Origin of the sequence: Microcoleus sp. CAWBG27, assembly GCF_020883145.1 — a bacterium.
In the GTDB taxonomy this organism is placed as follows: domain Bacteria; phylum Cyanobacteriota; class Cyanobacteriia; order Cyanobacteriales; family Microcoleaceae; genus Microcoleus.
Genome location: NZ_JAHREU010000029.1, coordinates 1 through 17,669, shown reverse-complemented (window position 1 = coordinate 17,669; position 17,669 = coordinate 1). Strand labels below are relative to the sequence as shown.

At 45.4% G+C, this 17,669-nt stretch carries 20 protein-coding genes; 10 read left to right on the top strand and 10 right to left on the bottom strand.

Annotated elements, in window-relative coordinates; genetic code table 11:
• Nucleotides 1–42: 42 nt before the first annotated feature.
• The 6 genes from QZ938_RS17225 to QZ938_RS17200 form a co-directional block, all read right to left on the bottom strand.
• Nucleotides 43–1,038: a DUF192 domain-containing protein gene (locus QZ938_RS17225; RefSeq protein WP_293352471.1), complete on the bottom strand. Its 996-nt coding sequence runs from the start codon at nucleotides 1,036–1,038 to the stop codon at nucleotides 43–45.
• Nucleotides 1,022–2,803 (bottom strand): NAD+ synthase, encoded by a 1,782-nt coding sequence (locus tag QZ938_RS17220; RefSeq protein ID WP_293352473.1) that lies wholly within the window; start codon nucleotides 2,801–2,803, stop codon nucleotides 1,022–1,024. Before QZ938_RS17220 ends, QZ938_RS17225 begins: the two co-directional genes overlap by 17 nt.
• An 87-nt stretch (nucleotides 2,804–2,890) precedes the next feature.
• A complete protein-coding gene (locus QZ938_RS17215) occupies nucleotides 2,891–3,184 on the bottom strand; it encodes an isochorismate lyase (RefSeq protein ID WP_293156219.1) in 294 nt (97 codons plus the stop codon).
• A gap of 201 nt (nucleotides 3,185–3,385) precedes the next feature.
• Nucleotides 3,386–4,135 carry an NUDIX domain-containing protein gene (locus QZ938_RS17210; RefSeq protein ID WP_293156216.1) on the bottom strand — a complete coding sequence of 250 codons (750 nt, stop codon included), beginning with the start codon at nucleotides 4,133–4,135 and terminating at the stop codon, nucleotides 3,386–3,388.
• Nucleotides 4,096–4,695 carry a nicotinate-nucleotide adenylyltransferase gene (locus QZ938_RS17205; RefSeq protein ID WP_293352475.1) on the bottom strand — a complete coding sequence of 200 codons (600 nt, stop codon included), beginning with the start codon at nucleotides 4,693–4,695 and terminating at the stop codon, nucleotides 4,096–4,098. The genes QZ938_RS17210 and QZ938_RS17205 overlap by 40 nt, the downstream gene beginning before the upstream one ends.
• 233 nt (nucleotides 4,696–4,928) lie before the next feature.
• The gene (locus tag QZ938_RS17200; protein WP_293352477.1) at nucleotides 4,929–6,332 is read right to left on the bottom strand and encodes a nicotinate phosphoribosyltransferase; all 1,404 of its coding nucleotides are present in this window, start codon (nucleotides 6,330–6,332) and stop codon (nucleotides 4,929–4,931) included.
• A 475-nt stretch (nucleotides 6,333–6,807) separates the two neighbouring features.
• Here QZ938_RS17200 and QZ938_RS17195 point away from each other — a divergent pair, with 475 nt between their 5' ends.
• Nucleotides 6,808–6,960, top strand: coding sequence for an isochorismate synthase (locus QZ938_RS17195; protein WP_293156204.1), 153 nt, complete (start codon nucleotides 6,808–6,810; stop codon nucleotides 6,958–6,960).
• A 348-nt stretch (nucleotides 6,961–7,308) separates the two neighbouring features.
• Here QZ938_RS17195 and QZ938_RS17190 read toward each other — a convergent pair whose 3' ends face one another.
• Nucleotides 7,309–8,007, bottom strand: coding sequence for a diacylglycerol/polyprenol kinase family protein (locus tag QZ938_RS17190; protein WP_293352479.1), 699 nt, complete (start codon nucleotides 8,005–8,007; stop codon nucleotides 7,309–7,311).
• Between the two features lie 170 nt (nucleotides 8,008–8,177).
• Here QZ938_RS17190 and QZ938_RS17185 point away from each other — a divergent pair, with 170 nt between their 5' ends.
• Genes QZ938_RS17185 through QZ938_RS17170 form a run of 4 tightly spaced genes read left to right on the top strand, consistent with a single transcriptional unit; the run spans nucleotide 8,178 to nucleotide 9,595 of the window.
• A complete protein-coding gene (locus tag QZ938_RS17185; protein ID WP_293352481.1) occupies nucleotides 8,178–8,369 on the top strand; it encodes a hypothetical protein in 192 nt (63 codons plus the stop codon).
• A complete protein-coding gene (locus QZ938_RS17180; protein ID WP_293156194.1) occupies nucleotides 8,362–8,706 on the top strand; it encodes a type II toxin-antitoxin system PemK/MazF family toxin in 345 nt (114 codons plus the stop codon). Before QZ938_RS17185 ends, QZ938_RS17180 begins: the two co-directional genes overlap by 8 nt.
• A 17-nt stretch (nucleotides 8,707–8,723) precedes the next feature.
• Complete coding sequence (locus QZ938_RS17175; RefSeq protein ID WP_293156191.1) at nucleotides 8,724–9,035, top strand: antibiotic biosynthesis monooxygenase; 312 nt, start codon at nucleotides 8,724–8,726, stop codon at nucleotides 9,033–9,035.
• Between the two features lie 53 nt (nucleotides 9,036–9,088).
• The gene (locus QZ938_RS17170; RefSeq protein ID WP_293156188.1) at nucleotides 9,089–9,595 is read left to right on the top strand and encodes a DinB family protein; all 507 of its coding nucleotides are present in this window, start codon (nucleotides 9,089–9,091) and stop codon (nucleotides 9,593–9,595) included.
• A gap of 244 nt (nucleotides 9,596–9,839) precedes the next feature.
• On the opposite strand, the gene QZ938_RS17165 is transcribed toward QZ938_RS17170, so the two are convergent.
• Together QZ938_RS17165 and QZ938_RS17160 are read right to left on the bottom strand one after the other, a co-directional pair.
• On the bottom strand, nucleotides 9,840–10,796 hold the full coding sequence (locus QZ938_RS17165; protein WP_293352483.1) for a glycosyltransferase: 957 nt from the start codon (nucleotides 10,794–10,796) through the stop codon (nucleotides 9,840–9,842).
• Between the two features lie 101 nt (nucleotides 10,797–10,897).
• Nucleotides 10,898–11,368: a tetratricopeptide repeat protein gene (locus QZ938_RS17160; protein ID WP_293329721.1), complete on the bottom strand. Its 471-nt coding sequence runs from the start codon at nucleotides 11,366–11,368 to the stop codon at nucleotides 10,898–10,900.
• 76 nt (nucleotides 11,369–11,444) lie between these two features.
• Between QZ938_RS17160 and QZ938_RS17155 the strand changes: the two genes are divergently transcribed.
• Nucleotides 11,445–12,686, top strand: coding sequence for a glycosyltransferase family 4 protein (locus QZ938_RS17155; RefSeq protein ID WP_293352505.1), 1,242 nt, complete (start codon nucleotides 11,445–11,447; stop codon nucleotides 12,684–12,686).
• 38 nt (nucleotides 12,687–12,724) lie between these two features.
• Entirely contained in the window at nucleotides 12,725–14,644 is a 1,920-nt protein-coding gene (locus QZ938_RS17150; protein WP_293352485.1) for a hypothetical protein, read from the top strand.
• A 302-nt stretch (nucleotides 14,645–14,946) separates the two neighbouring features.
• On the opposite strand, the gene QZ938_RS17145 is transcribed toward QZ938_RS17150, so the two are convergent.
• Nucleotides 14,947–15,093 carry a hypothetical protein gene (locus tag QZ938_RS17145; protein WP_293156176.1) on the bottom strand — a complete coding sequence of 49 codons (147 nt, stop codon included), beginning with the start codon at nucleotides 15,091–15,093 and terminating at the stop codon, nucleotides 14,947–14,949.
• Between the two features lie 403 nt (nucleotides 15,094–15,496).
• Here QZ938_RS17145 and QZ938_RS17140 point away from each other — a divergent pair, with 403 nt between their 5' ends.
• From QZ938_RS17140 to QZ938_RS17130, 3 genes are all read left to right on the top strand, one after another.
• Nucleotides 15,497–15,706 (top strand): hypothetical protein, encoded by a 210-nt coding sequence (locus QZ938_RS17140; protein ID WP_293156175.1) that lies wholly within the window; start codon nucleotides 15,497–15,499, stop codon nucleotides 15,704–15,706.
• Nucleotides 15,707–16,339: 633 nt separating this feature from the next.
• Nucleotides 16,340–16,915 carry a DUF4360 domain-containing protein gene (locus QZ938_RS17135; RefSeq protein WP_293156173.1) on the top strand — a complete coding sequence of 192 codons (576 nt, stop codon included), beginning with the start codon at nucleotides 16,340–16,342 and terminating at the stop codon, nucleotides 16,913–16,915.
• Nucleotides 16,916–17,057: 142 nt separating this feature from the next.
• A complete protein-coding gene (locus tag QZ938_RS17130; protein WP_293156171.1) occupies nucleotides 17,058–17,561 on the top strand; it encodes a helix-turn-helix domain-containing protein in 504 nt (167 codons plus the stop codon).
• The last annotated feature ends 108 nt before the right edge of the window (nucleotides 17,562–17,669 follow it).

Sequence of the window (17,669 nt, the reverse complement as noted above, 5' to 3'; positions counted from 1 at the left end):
TCATACAATTCGGAATTAAACAGACATGATGTCAAATACCTTTTAGGGTAAATTTGGAATTCGATCGCCCACTTTGAGTCCCAACTGGGCCGCCCTGCCGCCTTTGAGTTCAATCACTCCGTCAACGGGAACATCGGGGCCGTAGTTGGGGCAGGTGTCGCTCAAACAGGGCGGTACGTTGGGAATTATCGCCTGCACTACCCCTTCGCGCAGAAAAATCATATCCAGCTCGATTTGCACGTTTCTCATCCAGAAGCGCACGTTGCGCGGGGGGGCGATCGGGAAAAGCATTCCCCTGTCATCGGGCAATTCTGTGCGAAACATTAAGCCAATTGCTTGTTCTTGGGGAGTTTTCGCTACTTCCAGTCCGATCCTCTGCGTTGGCGTAGCCCCCCTAGGGGCGGGCTCCGCTAACGCCCCAGCGCCCACAATCGCATTCACAGAAACTGGCAAAAGTTGACCCACATCCATCCCACCAAACATTGAGATAAAGTTTGATTCAGTCAAATTAAATTTTCCTGAAACTACTCCTAAATAGTTGCCAGAATTTTTATTTTGCATCACAGTTTGGTTCTCAGAAACAGAAATATTCAAATCGCTAAACTTTATGCCTTCTGTCAAGACAATTTTATCATTGCCGCTGCCAAAATCTGTAATAACATCGGCTTGGGTGACAGTAGGTGCAGGGGATGTGTTTTCTAGCACAAATAAATCATCGCCCGCGCCTCCTGTCAAGATATCTTTGCCTTCGCCACCGATTAGTAAATCGTTCCCCCGATCGCCATTAATCACATCTTCACCTTGTCCTCCATAGATTGTATCGCTTCCCTGACCTCCAAACAGGGTATCGGCGCCTTCGTTTCCGGCGATCGAGTCATTGTCGCGATCGCCAAAAATTAGGTCATTCCCCGCCAAACCTTGAATAGTGTCATTCCCTACAAGTCCTCTCATCGTATCGTTTCCGGGAGTTCCGAGGAGAAAATCGAAGCCAAAAGTACCGCCGATGTTAACCATTTTGCGTTTAATGATACGTTTCATAAGAGGAAGATTTGGCGATCGGCATCCGCCAACCGGTACCAAAAGCTCGATCGCTAATTTTCAAGCCTGGGGCTGCTTGTCGCCGTTTAAACTCCGATTGCCTGACTAATTTTACTACACGCTTAACCACGGCTTCATCGTGTCCCGCCGCGATAATTTGTTGGACAGATTCGTGATGTTCGATCGATCGCTGCAAGATGTCATCCAAAACATCATAAGCAGGCAAAGAATCTTGGTCAACCTGCCCCGGTTTCAGTTCAGCACTCGGCGCTTTATCAATAATATTAACTGGAATGATTTCTTTTTCCAAGGGCGGGCACGGGGACACCGCCCCTACAGATTCGGCAGAATTCAGCCACCGACAAAGCGAATAAACCCGAGTTTTTGGCACATCAGAAATCACGGCCAATCCGCCATTCATATCGCCGTATAGAGTGCAGTAACCCACCGACATTTCCGATTTATTGCCAGTCGAAAGCAGCAAATGTCCGAATTTATTAGAAATCGCCATCAACAGATTGCCGCGAATGCGGGATTGGATATTTTCCTCGGCAATTCCGAAAGTGGTATTGAGAAACAAATCGGCGAAAGTGCGATCGTAAGTTTTCATCAAATCGCCAATGGGCAACATTTCGATCGCAATTCCGAGATTGTTAGCTAACTCCAAAGCATCATTAACCGAATGATCCGAACTGTAAGGAGAAGGCATCAGCACCCCTAACACATTTTCGGGCCCGATCGCACAACTGGCGATCGCCGCCACCAAAGCCGAATCTATCCCGCCACTCAAACCAAGTACAACCTTAGAAAAACCGCATTTGCGAACATAATCTCGGACTCCCAAAACCAAAGCAGCCCAAATTTCCGCATCCCCGAAAGGCGGTTCAAAACTTAAATCTGTTGTGGAACTTAAATCTGTTGCGGAACTTAACTCTGTTGTGGAACTTAAATCTTCTCCGTTCCCGCCACCAATTAAATCTTGTTTGTTTTCATCATATTCCAGCACAGCAAAATCAGTTTCAAAAGAAGCCAATACCCGAATCAAATTCCCCTGACGATTCACCGCAAAACTGCTGCCATCAAAAATAATATCATCATTTCCACCTACCTGATTAGCATAAACAATCGGTATCCCCGAACGGATGACACTGTGGTGCAACATCGCCGATCGCACTCCCCGCTTCCCGACAGAATAAGGCGATGCCGACAAATTCACCACTAAATCCACGCCCAACTTTGTCAAATCGGAAATAGGATCGCCCGCGTAACTGCGTTTACCCCAAAACTCCTCATTGTTCCACAAATCCTCACAAATTGTTACACCAATTTTGAGTTCACCAATAGTGAAATAATTACTGTTTTGTCCCGGTTCAAAATATCTATCTTCATCAAATACATCATAGGTAGGCAACAAGCGTTTATGAAAAACTTGTTGCACTGCGCCATTTTGCAACAAAACAGCACTGTTGAACAATAACTTCTCGCCTAGTTTCACAGCATCAGCATTAGGTATGGCAGTGCCGACAATGACTGCTAACTCCGGTGGTAAAGCTTGCGCCAGTTGTTCCAAATGTGCGGTGGCAATTGCAATGAAACTCGGGTTCATCAACAAATCGCGAGGCGGATAACCCAGCAGCGAAAGTTCCGGTGTTAGCAATAAGTTTGCGCCCTCAATCTGCGCTTTTTTCGCAGCCTCCAGAATTAGGTTGGAGTTGCCACAGATATCACCAATAGTAGGGTTGAGTTGTGCGATCGCAATTTTCATATTACCAAGTCACCTAATAAATCTTGCTAGCAGTCCGCTCGCGCGGACTCAATTTCCTATAGTCTTAGACTTGAATGTAGGGAAACATTACTCAGATTTGTAACGCTTCAATTCTTCCTCAATAAAATGATTCACCAAATCCCGGTAGAGTTTTTCTACCACATCAGGATTCAAACCCGATTCCAAAGCCCACTCGCGTCGCTGTTGTAACATAGCCTGAAAGCGATCGGGCGCTCTAACGCTCGCTTCACTCGTTTTGAACCTGGCTGCTGCGATGACGTATTGAAATCTCTTGCTCAAAGCATCGATCACTTCTCGATCGATGATATCAATTTCCTCGCGAACCTCGTGAATACTAGCACATTCATCAGGGTTTTTCATCTGCGGCACTCCTCAATAGATTGTTTTCTCATGTTACTCAATTGAACTCATAATGTCAGTCGATTTTAGATCTTAGATTTTAGATATTAGATTGACTCCACGGATTAATCTGAGAGATTGAACCTTAGTCTCAAATTTGGCGATCGACCCTCAGCAAGCGTCGGTGGCGGCTATTTTTAGGCGAGGTCATCCAAGGAACAGCTATATAAACACTAGGGGCTTATTTTTGAAAGGAGCAAAAGCAGCAGCATCAAAGCGGTACAAACTAGCAGGCCGCCCTGCACCTCGCGAAACCTTAACACGGGTATCGCACAAAAAGCCCAATTTCAACAATCGAGCTCTAAAATTAGAATAATCCGAAAAATTTTCCCCCAAAATAGTAGTATACAATTGATACAGATCGCTCAAAGTAAAAAGCTCCGGCAAAACTTCAAAAGCTACGGGACTGTATTCAAGTTTGTTGCGGAGTCGGCGGTATCCGTATTCGAGAATTTGATTGTGATCGAAGGCTAGCTTCGGAACTTGTTGGACGGGATACCAAGCAATGCCGCCGACGCGGTGCCCGACACCTGCAACTACACTTCCAGCAATCAATTCAGCTTCCTCAAACCGCACCAAAGCAAAGTAACTCACCGAAAGATAGCGATCGCCCCTGGTGAATTCTCTCGGATCGCGTCCCGGTTCTCCAAAAGTATACAGTTGCTCCAGATACAAATTTTCTACTCGAATTTTTTCCGACAAAATCCGGTAAGCTGCATTTTCCAGAGACTCTCCGTGCCGTACCAAAGTACCGGGAAGACTCCAAGAATCGATAAATGGTTCGTCTTGCCGCATTACCAACAGCACCAACAAGCGGTTCTGCACGGTATCGACGGAAAAAATTACATTATCTACTCCTACTTTAAAGTCAGCTAATGAGCAACCCTCGCTCTTTTTTGCGCCTCGTGCCATGCGTACAAATGCTCCCGATTAATGTAATCTTCGATAGTCGGAGTCAGGGCTTCCGTGTCTCCAGTTTCCCGATAGGAAGTTGAAGAAACATCGGGAGCGTTCAAAGATGCGATCGCCACTTCTGCACCCATGCGCCTCAACTGCCACAAATCTAACTGTTCTGACGGATAACCAGGTCGCGGTACTATCAGTAACTCTACTTCTTTTAACAACTGTTCAAATTTGTACCAGCGAGGCAGTTGTCCCACCAAGTCCGAGCCTATTACCATCGTCAACTCTGCATCCGGCCACTGCAATCTTGCTTGTTCCACGGTTTCTAGCGTCCTCGGACTGCTGAGCTCTGGATGCAAGCAAAGGTTGTGTCTGGGCGAATTAATTTCTTGAATCATTAACAGCAGCATTGCCGATCGATGTTCGAGGGATGTTTGGTGCGACTTGAAAGGATTGTCCGACGCCCAAACAGCCACATAATCAAAATGTTGAGCAAGCCAACTCAAGATTGTTTTGTGTCCGGCAGTAGGTGGATCGGCACTGGTTCCAAACAAGGCAATTTTCTGCATAAGAAATTGGAAATTAGGTACGTTGTTGGGCTTTAGCCCTCTTTATAATATTAGAAAAAAGTGGGTCAAACCGAACATGGGTAATCGGGGATTGAACTAAAGACTTAGGTACGTTGTTGGGCTTTAGCCCTCTTTCTAGATATAGACAAAGAGGGCTAAAGCCCAACAACGTACCAGATCGATGCTAGGAGCGAGATATTTCATAAGTTCTAGTCTTGCATTGACACCAATGACTAATGACTCTTTTTCGTTTTTTCAGTGAGAGTCTGCAAATCGGTAGAAATTTCCACCTGCGGCGAAATCGGGTTATTTAATTGGCGAGTTTCTGCCGGGAGACTGGCGACAGAAGCAGCAGTTCGTTTGGCAATATCCTCCAAAGTTTCCGGTTCCTGTAATCGTTTGCCCTCCTTGACAACCAATTGCATTAATGGTAGATGATGCTCCGAATTGTGAATATTGTCCGCTGCCAGTCCCAAACAATCTCCGATAATTTCTCCATCTTTCATGGTTCTAAAAATTTGCTTTCTTCCTGGATATGTTACCTTACCGCTGGCCTCTTTCATCACGGGCATTCCGTCTATTTCAACTAACTTATAAACACCGTTGACAGGCGAACCGCTGACCAACTTTGTTCCCAAACCGTAACCGTCAATGCAAGCACCGGCACTTTTTAATCTAGCAATTTCGTATTCGTCCAAATCACCGCTAGCAATAATTGGCACCCCCGGAAGGATCGATCGCACTTCCCGCGACAATTTTACCAAATCCCCCGAATCCAGCCGCACGCCTTCCAAGGGCATTTCACCGCTGTTGACTCGCGATGCTAAAGTCCGCGCCGCCGCCACAGTATCGTAAGTATCGATCAATAGTGGCGCCCCCGGAAAATAGCGGTGAAAAGCTGAAAATGCCTCATCTTCGCTGCCTTCGAGAGCCGACACAGCCATTACCAAAGCATGAGCCATAGTACCCACAGGTTTGCGGCCCAACTTCAAAGCAGCCAAAACATTAGAAGTACCATCGATCCCAGCAGCCAAAGCGGCCCTAGCAGCCCAGACAGCAGCTTGAGGCCCAAAAGCCCTGCGCGTGCCGAATTCCAGCAACTTAGCCTCCGGGCCCGCCACATCGCGCAGCCGCGCAGCCCGCGTCGCAATTAAAGTTTGATAATTGATTGCATTCAACAAATAAGTTTCGACTAACTGAGCCTGCCACAGAGGAGCCTCGATCCGCAAGATAGGCTCATTGGCAAATACCGCCGTCCCCTCGGGTACCGCCCACACATCCCCAGTAAAGCGGGCAGAAGCGAGTAGATCCCAAAATCGCTCCGGGGCCCCGGCAAAAATTCCGGTGGACTGCAAAGCCTGAATTTGCGCCTGGGAAAACCGCAATTTCTCTAGATAGTCTATAACTTGAGCCAAACCCATGGCGATCGCATAACCAAAACCATCTGGCAGCCTCCGCGCGAACAATTCAAAACTCGCAGGGCGATCGTCGAGGCCTTCCCCGACGTAACAAGCCGCCATCGTTAGCTGGTAGAGATCGGTCAACAGGCTGTAATCTGCTGGAGAAACCGTCAATTCCCGATCTTCTAAGATTTCCTCAAAACCTGTGACGTGCAGGCTTTCTGTCGCAGTTTTCATCAAAAAAACCCCGGACAAACTTTGTTTCTCTAATTATAGTGACAAATACCATATCTTTTTGTAAAGGTTTGATTAAGATTTCAGATTGAGTCGGAATATTTTGCGATTTATTCCCTGTATTAGGGGTTTTTGTGTAGGTGCGTACAAAATAATTATGGTAGAATCACTAAAAATTTCGCCTTTAGCAATCTCAGTAAATCGATCGCCAAAACTGAAGCGTTCCGGGTTTTTGAGGACAATATTGGGTTGCAGCCCTCGATTCGAGTTAAAAAACCGGGTTTTTGAGGGTTGAGCAAAGAAAAATATATGAGGAGACTGGGGCGATCGACCAAAACACTGAATTGCTAAAACCTTCAGTTTGCTTCGATGTTGCAGACTAATAAGTAATTCAAACAAATATTGCTAAAGCAATCCAAAGACCGAAAGGAACAGTAATCTAAGAAGTATCAGAACCAAGACAAGAGAGGCAAAAGTTATGAATCTTTCTAAATCTTTGGCAGATGCAATGCGTTACGTTTCGGAAGCTGCATCGAGGATTTTTAGACGGAGCGATGACGATTATCCGGCTACTGGCGTTCAGCCTTTTGAAGGTACACCACCCAAAGGCTCTAAATGGGATAATAGGTGAGAAGGCGATCGGAGTATTTCTAGTGAGGCAGGCAAAGACATTCGCCTCACCCAATAACGGTAAGTTTTTCAACTACTTTGAAATATCTTTAATTTTCCCCAGCTAAACTTTGTTGAGCTGGGGTTTTAAGGTACGTAGTTGCGCTTGAGCGCTCTTTCCTAATATTATAAAGAGCGCTCAAGCGCAACTACGTACCTAATTTGTAGGATTGCTAAGGTCAGTAGTTACGATCTTAGCGCTTTTTCCTAATCTTATAAAGAGCGCTCAAGCGCAACTACGTACCTAATTTGTAGGATTGCTATAGTGATGACGTTGATGTTTTGAGTTTTATGAGGACTGAAGTCCTCACTACGAACCAATTAGCCATAATTGATTGAGCAAAAAGGCGATCGCCCCGCTGCCAATTGGCACAGTCAAATTGTCAATGCCCAACTTAGAAACCGACTCCAAAGTAGCAGCAACCAAAGCTACAACAGCCGACACCGCCCAAGTTTGCCAAATATTGCCTTGAACCGCCAGCAAAATCAAACTGCTAACCGCAAAACTCACCAAATACATAGTTGCAGAACCTTCCCAACTCTTCTGCATTCCCCAAACTCGATAAATATGTTTGCCGTATTTCTGCCCAATGACAGCAGCCAATCCGTCCCCCCAAGTCATCACTAAAATGCCCAAAGCAGCGTATTCTTGATGTTGTAGCGGCCAAAACCAAGCGACGAGAACGCTGATACTCACAGCATAGAAAAAAGTCCCGAAACTCTTGCGGTGGATAGTGTTAAGACTTGGCAAAATCGGAACTTGGTAGGAAATTAGGGCGATCGCACCAGCCAAAAAACCCGCCAAAATCCCCACCCAGTCGGGTATTTGCAGCCACCAAGCCAGCAAAATCACGTTTCCAGTACCGATGTGAACCACCTTGCGCGATACCTCCGCACCGACAGCAGTAAAGCGATTCAACCCTTCAGCCACCAGCAAAATTACGCCCAACCAGGCTCCCACGAGGGAAATTTGCAACCATACAGTCGGGATTTCAGCAAATATAGACACGATATTTAGGAAAAACTTAGATTGGGCACTGTGTACTACTTTAATGGAAAGCGCGATCGATGTTAGAACCCCGCAGTCTTAAAGTGCTGCGGGTAGCTGGCTGTTATGTTTTTTTAGGTTGGTCTACTTAAAACCTGTGCTATGCTATAAGCAAGTCTAGGGAAAAAGCTATGACTATTTTAGTAGAAGAACTTTTGAATACCTTTGATCGATTAACAGACTCAGAACGGTTAGATTTGGTATTGGAAATTTTGAAACGGACTGTCGATTTAGACTTTCCGCCCCTGTCTGATGACGATTTAGTTCTGAATGCTGAGGGAATTTTCCTAGAGTTAGATGAGGAAGAATCCGTATATGAATAGTCCAGATCGTGGTGAAATATGGTTAGTCGATCTAGGTTATATTGCGAAAGTCAGACCATGTTTGGTCGTGAGTATTCCTGCTTTAAATCAAGACCGGGCTTTAGCGACTCTAGTGCCACATACAACAAGTCTACGCGGTTCAAGATTTGAGGTAAAAGTCAAAAATAAGTTCCTCCGAGAAGGAGTATTTGACGTACAAAATATGATTACAATCCCTCATGCAAAGCTTCTACGCAAATTGGGAAGTCTGACATCTGAGAAAATGCTTGAAGTAGAAGAGGTAATACTTTTGTGGTTGGGATTTAAAGAGGAAAGTGCTGAGGAAGAAGAGGAGTAAGCCGAACCCTTGAAGTTTTGAAATCATCAGAAAATCTGACTGCTATGCAACAATATGTATTAATTATTCATGAAGTCGAAAATTATGCAGCTTGGAAAAAGGTATTTGACAATGCTGCAAATATCCGAAAAGAAGCTGGTGAGCGTTCCTATCAAGTCTTAAAGTATGACAGTGAACCCAACAAAATTGTTCATTTCTCGGCGTGGACATCAACAGCAGATGCCAGGGCGTTCTTTGAATCGCCTGCACTGGTTAAAATTAGAGAGGAAGCGGGAGTTAAAGCTCCTGAATTTATCTATTTAGACCAATTAGAGTCAGGAGTATTGTGAAAGACGCATTCCTATAATGTCAGTTGTTAAAACTAGGTTGTTAAGTTTTAAATATGTACGACGGTAGCTACTATCAGCTAATGGCTGAGTACAATTGTTGGATGAACGAAAATCTATATTCGGTGTGTTCTACAATTCCTGATGAACAGCGCAAACAGGATATGGGTGCCTTTTTCAAGTCGATTCATGGCACCTTGAATCACTTACTGTATGGTGACAAAGCATGGATGGGTCGTTTCACTCTTGAGCCATTTTCGGTAACAGTTATGGGTCAAGAACTGTATGCTGATTTTGATGTTTTGAGAGCTGAACGGGAGACAACCGATCGCCAAATTATACAATGGTCTAGCCACCTTAGTTCTGACTGGCTGAGTCAACCGTTTGAATACACAAGCAATGTAGACGGTAAATGTCGCGTGCTACCGACTTGGGTTTTGGTGACACATATGTTCAACCATCAAACTCACCATCGAGGGCAACTTACCACACTGTTAACACAACTTGGCTACGATCCAGGCGTTACAGACATTCCCTGGCTACCCGCTATATCATTGGGATAATTTATACTCCTCAAGAAGACTCGGCGGTTGAAACCGCGTCTACACAAACAATGTCCGCCTCCGCGGACTCAAGAAAATGCGGACTCAATAAAATCAAGAATTAAAACCGCCGTTTAGGTAGATTTTGTCTCCATAAATGTGATTTTAACCGTACACTCTTCAACCTGCTCCCGTCAGGTTTTGTCTGTATAGACGCGGTTTCAACCGCCGTCTCAACCGCCCGGTATTGTCTCGAAATCATCTTTCACAACTCGCGTTTCAACACCTCTCGCACCAACGCAAAAGCCCTCCCCCGCAACTCCACCGGCAGCAGCGACAATCCCAAACCCGCCCACATTTTAGCCTCAGAAACCGACTTTCCAGCTCGCACCATCCGCCGCCCTTTTGCCGTTTCACCCACCTCAATCAGTCGCAAACCAAGCGCTAATTGAGTTTCTGCAATCCTCTTGAGCCTGACTGTTTCCAACTTTTCTGCATCAAATTCGTAGCTGGTCAAATAGCGCAATTTATCGCTCAAATAGGGAATTGCCCGATCGCATCCTTGCTGTCCTGAATGAAATCGATACTCCATCAACAGCTCGGGCAAGTAATAGCACTTTTTACCTGCAATTGCAAGTCTCACAAACAAATCGTTATCTTCGCAATTTTGCCAATTGGGCCGCAGAAATCCGACTGTTTCCAGGGCGCGGCGCCGAAACAAAGTTGCGCCTATTTGCAAACTTTGTCTCAGAAAAACTGTAGGGAGTAAATCTTCAATTATTCCCGCCGACAACTCGGTGCGGCCCCACCGCTGTGAATTCAGTTGTGTCTGGTTTTCGTCAATGTTGTTGTTGACATCAATGACCCAGTGGTCGGTACTGACAAAATCAATGCTGCGGTCTTTATCTAAAATAGCAGATGTCCGCTCTAGAAATTGCGCGCTCAGGCGATCGTCATCGTCAAACTTGATAAAATATTCGCCCCTAGCCGCCGCAAAGCCCGATCGCATATTATTGCTTTTGCCGATATTGTGCGGGTGCCGAATGTAGCGAATCGGGCTATCGACAAATTCCGACATCAACAGCGCCGTACAGTCCGTCGAACCGTCATCGCAGACAATTAACTCAAAATCTGTATAAGTTTGATCTAGCACGCTGGCGATCGCACTAGCTAGCAAATGCACTCGATTGTAAGTAGGAATGCAAACACTAATTTTCGGCACACACTGAAACCATTGTAGATTTTAGATTTTAGATTTTAGATTTCTAAAAATTAAACTCTTCCTTCTGTCAACTGTCAACTGTCAACTGTCAACTGTCAACTTTAGTTTAAACGAGCCGTACATTCCAGAATTAACTTTTGATTCACCAATGCAAAAGGTTGAATTTCCAAAGCGCGACGAAAAGCTCGAATAGCACTTCTGTATTCTCCCAGGGCAGCGTAGCACAAACCCAGACCGTGCAACGCCCCAAAATGCACCGGATTTAGTTGGAGGACTGTTTCGCAGTCTTGGATCGACCTTTTATAATTTCCTTGGGTATAGTGAAGTACGGCGCGCCGGTTCCAAGCTTCAGCAAAATCCGGCGCTTCCGCAATCAGTTTTGTCAGCAAATCCAAAGCGTGCCGAACATCTCCTGCATCTAGGGAAACTTGCGATCGCCTGAGAACTTGCATCCCGTAGTCACCCTTCTGGTTAAACCAAGTGCGCCAGAGTTCTGTAGTAGCCCGATCGCGCACGCTTTCATCAGACTTTTTCAAGTCTTCGAGCAGCGCCTTAATAGATAATTCGTCCATAGGTCGGAGGATTGTTAAACAGGTTTTATCAATCAATTTTATCGTGACAGCGGCAACTTTATTTATTCAACATCCCATGCGAATTTTGATGCTTTCCTCAACTTTTCCCTATCCGCCAAGCCGCGGCGGAACTCAGGTAAGAACATTCAATTTGTTGCAATACTTGAGCCGCCGGCATGATGTAATTCTTGGTACTTTGCGATCGCCAGATGTAACTGACTCACAAATCGACGCATTGCGGCAACAAGTTAAAGAATTGGCAGTTTTCGAGACTTATAGGACAGTTTCAACTGGTATTGATGGAAAAATCCGGCGTTTTGGTCAATTTTTACTATCCGGGACGCCTCCGAACGTAATCTCCAGCTATTCTCAAGCAATGCAAAATTGGGCAGACAATTTAGTCGCAGCAGGCAAATGTGATGCTGTTACCTGCGAACACAGCGTTAACGAGATTTATGTGCGTCCAGAATGGCGGCAAAAACTGCTAACAGTTGCAAACATTCACAGTTCCGTTTGGGGAACTTGCAGGGAAATGTTAGCCACCGGGACTTCCCAAAAACCCCTGCGCGATCGACTAAATTTACCGCTACTCGCCCGCTACGAAAAACGTTACTGTACCAAATTCTCCCGTATTGTCGCCACCACATCCACAGACAAGCAACAACTGCTAGAATTGCTGTCCTCTCCTAGCCTCGGAGGGAAAGCAGATTTTTTTGTCCCTCCCATTGATGTGATTCCTAACGGCGTGGATTTGGCAGAATTTCCCTATCGGTCGATCGATCCAGGAGGACACACCTTAATCTTTGCAGGTGCCATGAACAATTTGCCCAATATAGACGCGGCCAGGTTTCTCAGTTTGCAGGTACTCCCAAAGTTGCAGCAGCGGTATGCCGATGCTACCCTCACCTTAGTCGGCACCTCGCCAGTCCCCGAAGTCCTTGCCTTGGGGAAACTTCCGGGAATTCAAGTAGTAGGCAGGGTGCAAAGGGTGGCAGAATATTTGCATCAGGCTGCTGTTTGTGTGGTGCCCATGCGGATTGGTTTTGGAATTAAAAATAAAACTTTGGAGGCGATGGCTGCTGGAACGCCTGTAGTTGCTAGCGATCGAGGTTTGGAGGGTTTAACCGTTGGTGGCGGGCTAGAACCGACAAGGGCCTTGCGGGCAAATGAAGTTCAGGAGTATGTTGAGGCGATTACCAGTTTGTTTGAAAATTATCAGCTAAGACAGGAACTCTCTCTGAACGCGCGATCGCTCGTTGAAAGCCAATATACCTGGGATATCATAGGTCGGCAGTACGATCGACTATTCCAATTTTAAACTCTAAATTCTAAAATCTAAATTCTAAAATTTCGACGATGGAACACAAAATAAACTCCTCAAAAAATCGAGCCAAACCCCCAGAAAATAGCAAAGTTGCTCCTCCTCCGACAAGACGCCGCCGCCAAAACCGACGCGCCAAAAAACTTGAAGAGTCCCAACTTCCCATACCTGGTTCCCCAACTCCCGCCAGATATCCCTGGAAAAGACTGGTAGCTAATTTGACAGCCCTCAGCGTCTTGTGCGGCTGTGCAGCTTTGATGGGAGGTGGCGCTTGGCTGAGTTACCAGCTAATTGTCGATCCCAACGGCAACAGATTGATCTCTCAGTTTGTACCCGGATGGTCGCGCCTGCCTACAGGTAGCAGAGATACCATCCAAACTCTCGATCAAATCAAAGCCAGCATCCGCAAATTGGGATTCATCACCGGCGAACCCCTGCCACTTCCTGTTGAGAAATCCACAGATAATTCTATTTCCGATTTGCTGTTGCCGGTGATGGTGGAAAGGACTGTTAATGCTTCTACAGTTTGCAAAAATCCTTGCCGTCAAATTGTCGAACTTCGGGTGTACAAGCGGGTGCAACTTCCCGATCGCGATTCCGATACCGTACAGTATTTTCAGCTAGCAAGTTCTGTGAATATAGAAGGCCCGGCGGAATCTTTTGTCATTGCTTCTTTGGATGAATCTGGATCCAACAATCAAGCCTCAAATCAGTCGCTACCGCTGACAGAACTGCGCCGCTTTGACGGCAAGCCCCCCGAATTGGGCATTTGGTTTAATGTCAGCGGTAAACTCGTGCGGGGCGACAAGAAAATTCCCTACGGACAAGTCGTGCGCTACAACCCCAGCCAAAATCATTTAATCTCGCTGTTGGATTGGGCGAGTGTAGCCGGACAAGCGCCGAATTGGCAGCAAATTGTGAAGGGGCAAAACCCCCAGTTGGCGATCGACCAAACAATTGGTTTAGAACCGCAATTTACCATTTATCAAATTGGTTCGCGCAAATTTATCCCGAACCCAGTTCAATTAACCGCGATTTCCTTAGAAGAATTTGCCTTCAATGACCAGACTTATAAAAATGGGCTGCGACTGGCAAAAAGCGGACTTTGGTCTCCCGGATTAAATGTCATGCGTTCGGCGAAAGCCAAAGCCGGTCAGAATTGGCCCGCAGTCGCCCAAGCTCAACTAGAGACGATCGAATTTCACGCTAAAATTACCCGCGCTCAGGCGATCGCATCTTGGGCCAGTCCCAGCCAACAAGTTCTCGCAGAATTGATAGACGGCCGCTGGAGTCAAGCTTTGCAAGTATTTGAAGCCGATCCCAGCAACACCCACGAAATTGCCACCACCCTCAAAAATGAAGGCGGGCGGATCATGAACCGCGTAGACGCCGCCTTGAGAGTCAATGCGGCTGACGCCGATGTCAAAGCTTGGGGTACCCTGATTGTAGCCTCTCAAGACGGAACTCGCGAGGCGATGAATTGGCTCGACCAGCAACCAGATACTGACAGCGAAACTCGAACTAGAATTCGCAATTTGGTCAATAAACTTGAGGAAGCAATTTCTCAAGCTGAAAGTTTAGAAGACCACAAAAGTCAAATTATGGGTTCTGCTACTTTAATTAGTAGTATCAATCCCGCTGAGTGGCTGGAACCAGAAGCCAAAAACGAGTTAAAATTGACCCCAGAACAAGTTTGGTATCAGGTACAAGTAGCCAGTTTTTACGACGGAACCCGCTGGGTTAATCCGCCCTTTGCAGATGTACAAGTCCGCTCTTTTCCTACTACTCAAATCAAATGGTTGTGGGGGCGCCTGGGCTTGCAGGCTGACCCCAAGATTAAGATAGAAGTAGCGATGGCTAACGGTCAACAAAGAGTCGCTGTGGGAACCGTAAAAGCGGTGCAGATTCAAGACGGAAATCTGCGATTGCTAGCGGCGGTTGACAAGCGATCGTAATCCGGCAAAAAACCTTCGGCAGAGGGAAAAGTCACGGACGCAGTCTTGGTACAAAGAAACCAGTTTTTTTACCATTTCTGCCCGTCGCAACAGAAGTATTTCCGCAAAAAAACGGTTTCCCGCCACCCGTGCGTCCAAAACCAGGAAAAAGTTTTCCTCTCCTCTCCTCTCCTCTCCTCTCCTCTCCTCTCCTCTCCTCTCCTTCTCTTCTCTCGATCTCCCCCTATAGAGATCGGACAACAATGCAGACAACAATTTTGTTAAGTTAATTTACACCACTTGCACACAAAAACCCAGAGATGTTAGATCGCGGCCTTTTTAGAGAGTGCTGCAATCATCTGTCGTTTGACCGCTTTAGCCCAAAGCTCAAACTCCAAGCTGTTGATATCGTTAATTTTCACTTCCTCAGCAGTCTGATGTGGGGCTTGCTTCTGCGCTGTAGTCTCCATTGTTTTTTTCCTCGTTCAAAAAAAGTTATTAGTCGATCGTAAGCAGTGAGCATCATACCTCTATTTTATGTACTAATTGCTGCCATTAGTTATACTAAATACATAGAATTTAACGATAAGATGCAGTAAATACATCTTGATAATGCAATCTATGAATAAAATCTTAAGAGTCCTGTAATCCTTGCTATATATAGGTTTTTCATGACATAAAGATGTAACTATTTATAAATTATGGCAATATCAAACCAAGATTCATGTTAACAAAGTTTTGTTAAATGAATGTATTCGCATATACAGCAAAAATGTATTTGATTAAATTTACAGAGGGCCTTAAACAGTTGACAGTTGACAGTTGACAGTTGACAGTTGACAGTTTGAGAGCGACCTCTACCCTTAAGTCCGAGTGTTGGAGTATCGATCGCACTCTGACGCAGCCAGCAAGGACAAAAACTTAATAGACTTCGGATTCACTTCTTTAGGGCGATCGACTGCCGCCACTGCTGAGTTAGCAGCAACCAGAATGCGATCGACAATCAAAACATCTCACTTTAGCGATCGGCATTTCCATTTCTTCGTATTTCAGCAGCAAATCTCGCGTCACCTCACAGGCTAGCAGCATCCCAATTTCTTTCAGCAGTTAACGAAATTTTCCCGTGTGCGCTTGAGCTTGCAGCACGAGAGTTAACTTGTGCTGTATCAAAAGATGGTCGATAACACTAACTCATTTTTTTGTGAAGAGTTAATCTACCTTACTATCATCTCTCCCTACCTAGATCTGCCTGAGAATACATCTCTCCTCTTTTTTACCGTTACCCGCTACCAGACAGATCATTTTACTACATCTACGAAGCCTATGATTCCAGAATTCAAGCATTTTTTCTCAACAAATAGCCACCGGGAAAAATTTGCTACTGAAAAAACATTTTTCCGCGCACCAGCAGACAAAAAAAAACAGAGCTTTGTTCCCGCAAACGCCTGTAAAAAAAATCGATATTTTATCATCGAATTCTCCGGAACAATCTATAAATGCCATGAATCTTAGAAAGTATCAGGACAAAACAAGTATTAGTCCATCAACTAATGCTACTTGACCAAGCTCCGAGCCAGGTACAGCGATCTAGCTCCCAGTCAGAGTCTGACTGCCTTTTCAGTAAAGGCTTGCCATCTCCTAATTGGAAGGGCATCGCCTCAATCTTCCTTGAATAATTCAGGTTTGTCCTAACAAAAAACATTAAGGAGAACATCCATGAAATTTGTAAAACTATTGCTAGCCACAGTATTAACCACTGCTGCTATCAGTCCAGCCTTGGCTGCTAACCCATCAGTTCAAATATTAGGTGCAAGCTACGGCGGTAGCGGTTGCCCAGACAGATCCGCGAGCGTCAGCGTCAGCCCCGACGGTCAAGAACTCAGCATCCTATTTGATAAGTTTGTAGCCCAAGGAAACGTCTCAGCAGAGACCCGAAAAAGCTGCAATTTGAGCATTCCCATCAAAGTACCCCAAGGCTTCCAAATTTCGATTTACGATGCCGATTATCGCGGTTACGTTGCTCCTAAAACCACCGGAAACCTCAGAGCAGAATACTTTTTTGCTGGAACCAAAGGCCCCGTTTTTTCTCGCACTTTCAACGGCGAAACCAACTACAACGTTCGAGATAGCTTAGCCACTGTAGCAGATGTTTGGTCTCGCTGTGGCGACAGTGTAAATATGCGAGTAAATGCTTCGATGACAGCCCGCGGTGCCGGCACAGCCACCGTTGACTCCTTCGACTTAGCTCATCGCGGTTTAGTTTATCACGTCAAATATCGCACTTGCCGCTAACCATAACCGCTAAAAAACATAACACGCATGACCCGATTTCGTAAAGGAATCGGGTCATTTGTGCGCTAATCAAAACTGCTAAAGCTTAGAGAATTTACCCAAAAATATGCTACAATGACGCTTAGGCTTTGAGGAATGTTCTATGAAAGTAAACTACCAAGAAAGAATTGATGTAACAGCCGACGCATTAAAACAACTTCTGTCGCAGCAACGAACCTTGACTAATCGCTCAAAAATCCAGGCACTTTATTGGTTAAAGGCTGGATATAGCCAAAGCCTTACAGATGTAGCTGAACGTTTAGGTGTACATAGAATTACTGTGCATAGATGGTTAAAACAATATAGTGCTGGCGGTCTGCAAGAACTGTTAAAAATACGGCAAGCAACAGGTAGACCCAGAATAATTCCCTCAGCAGTAATAGCAGGAATTGCCGAAAAGTTAAGTGAGGAATCCTGTGAATTCACAACTTACAAAGAAATTGCGGCTTGGGTAGAAGATAACTATCAAATATCAGTCAAATATCAAACATTACACAAGCAATTACACTATCGCATGAAAGCAAAATTAAAAGCACCAAGGCGTTTGAATAACAAAAAAAATAATGATGCAGCTATCGAATTTAAAAACAACTCCTCCGAAAAATAGATACTGCAATAAAGGTACGTAGTTGCGCTTAAGCGCTCTTTCTTAGATATAAAGCAATACAGTTGACTAATATACTGCTATTCGTGAAACTCCTCCGAAAAATAGATA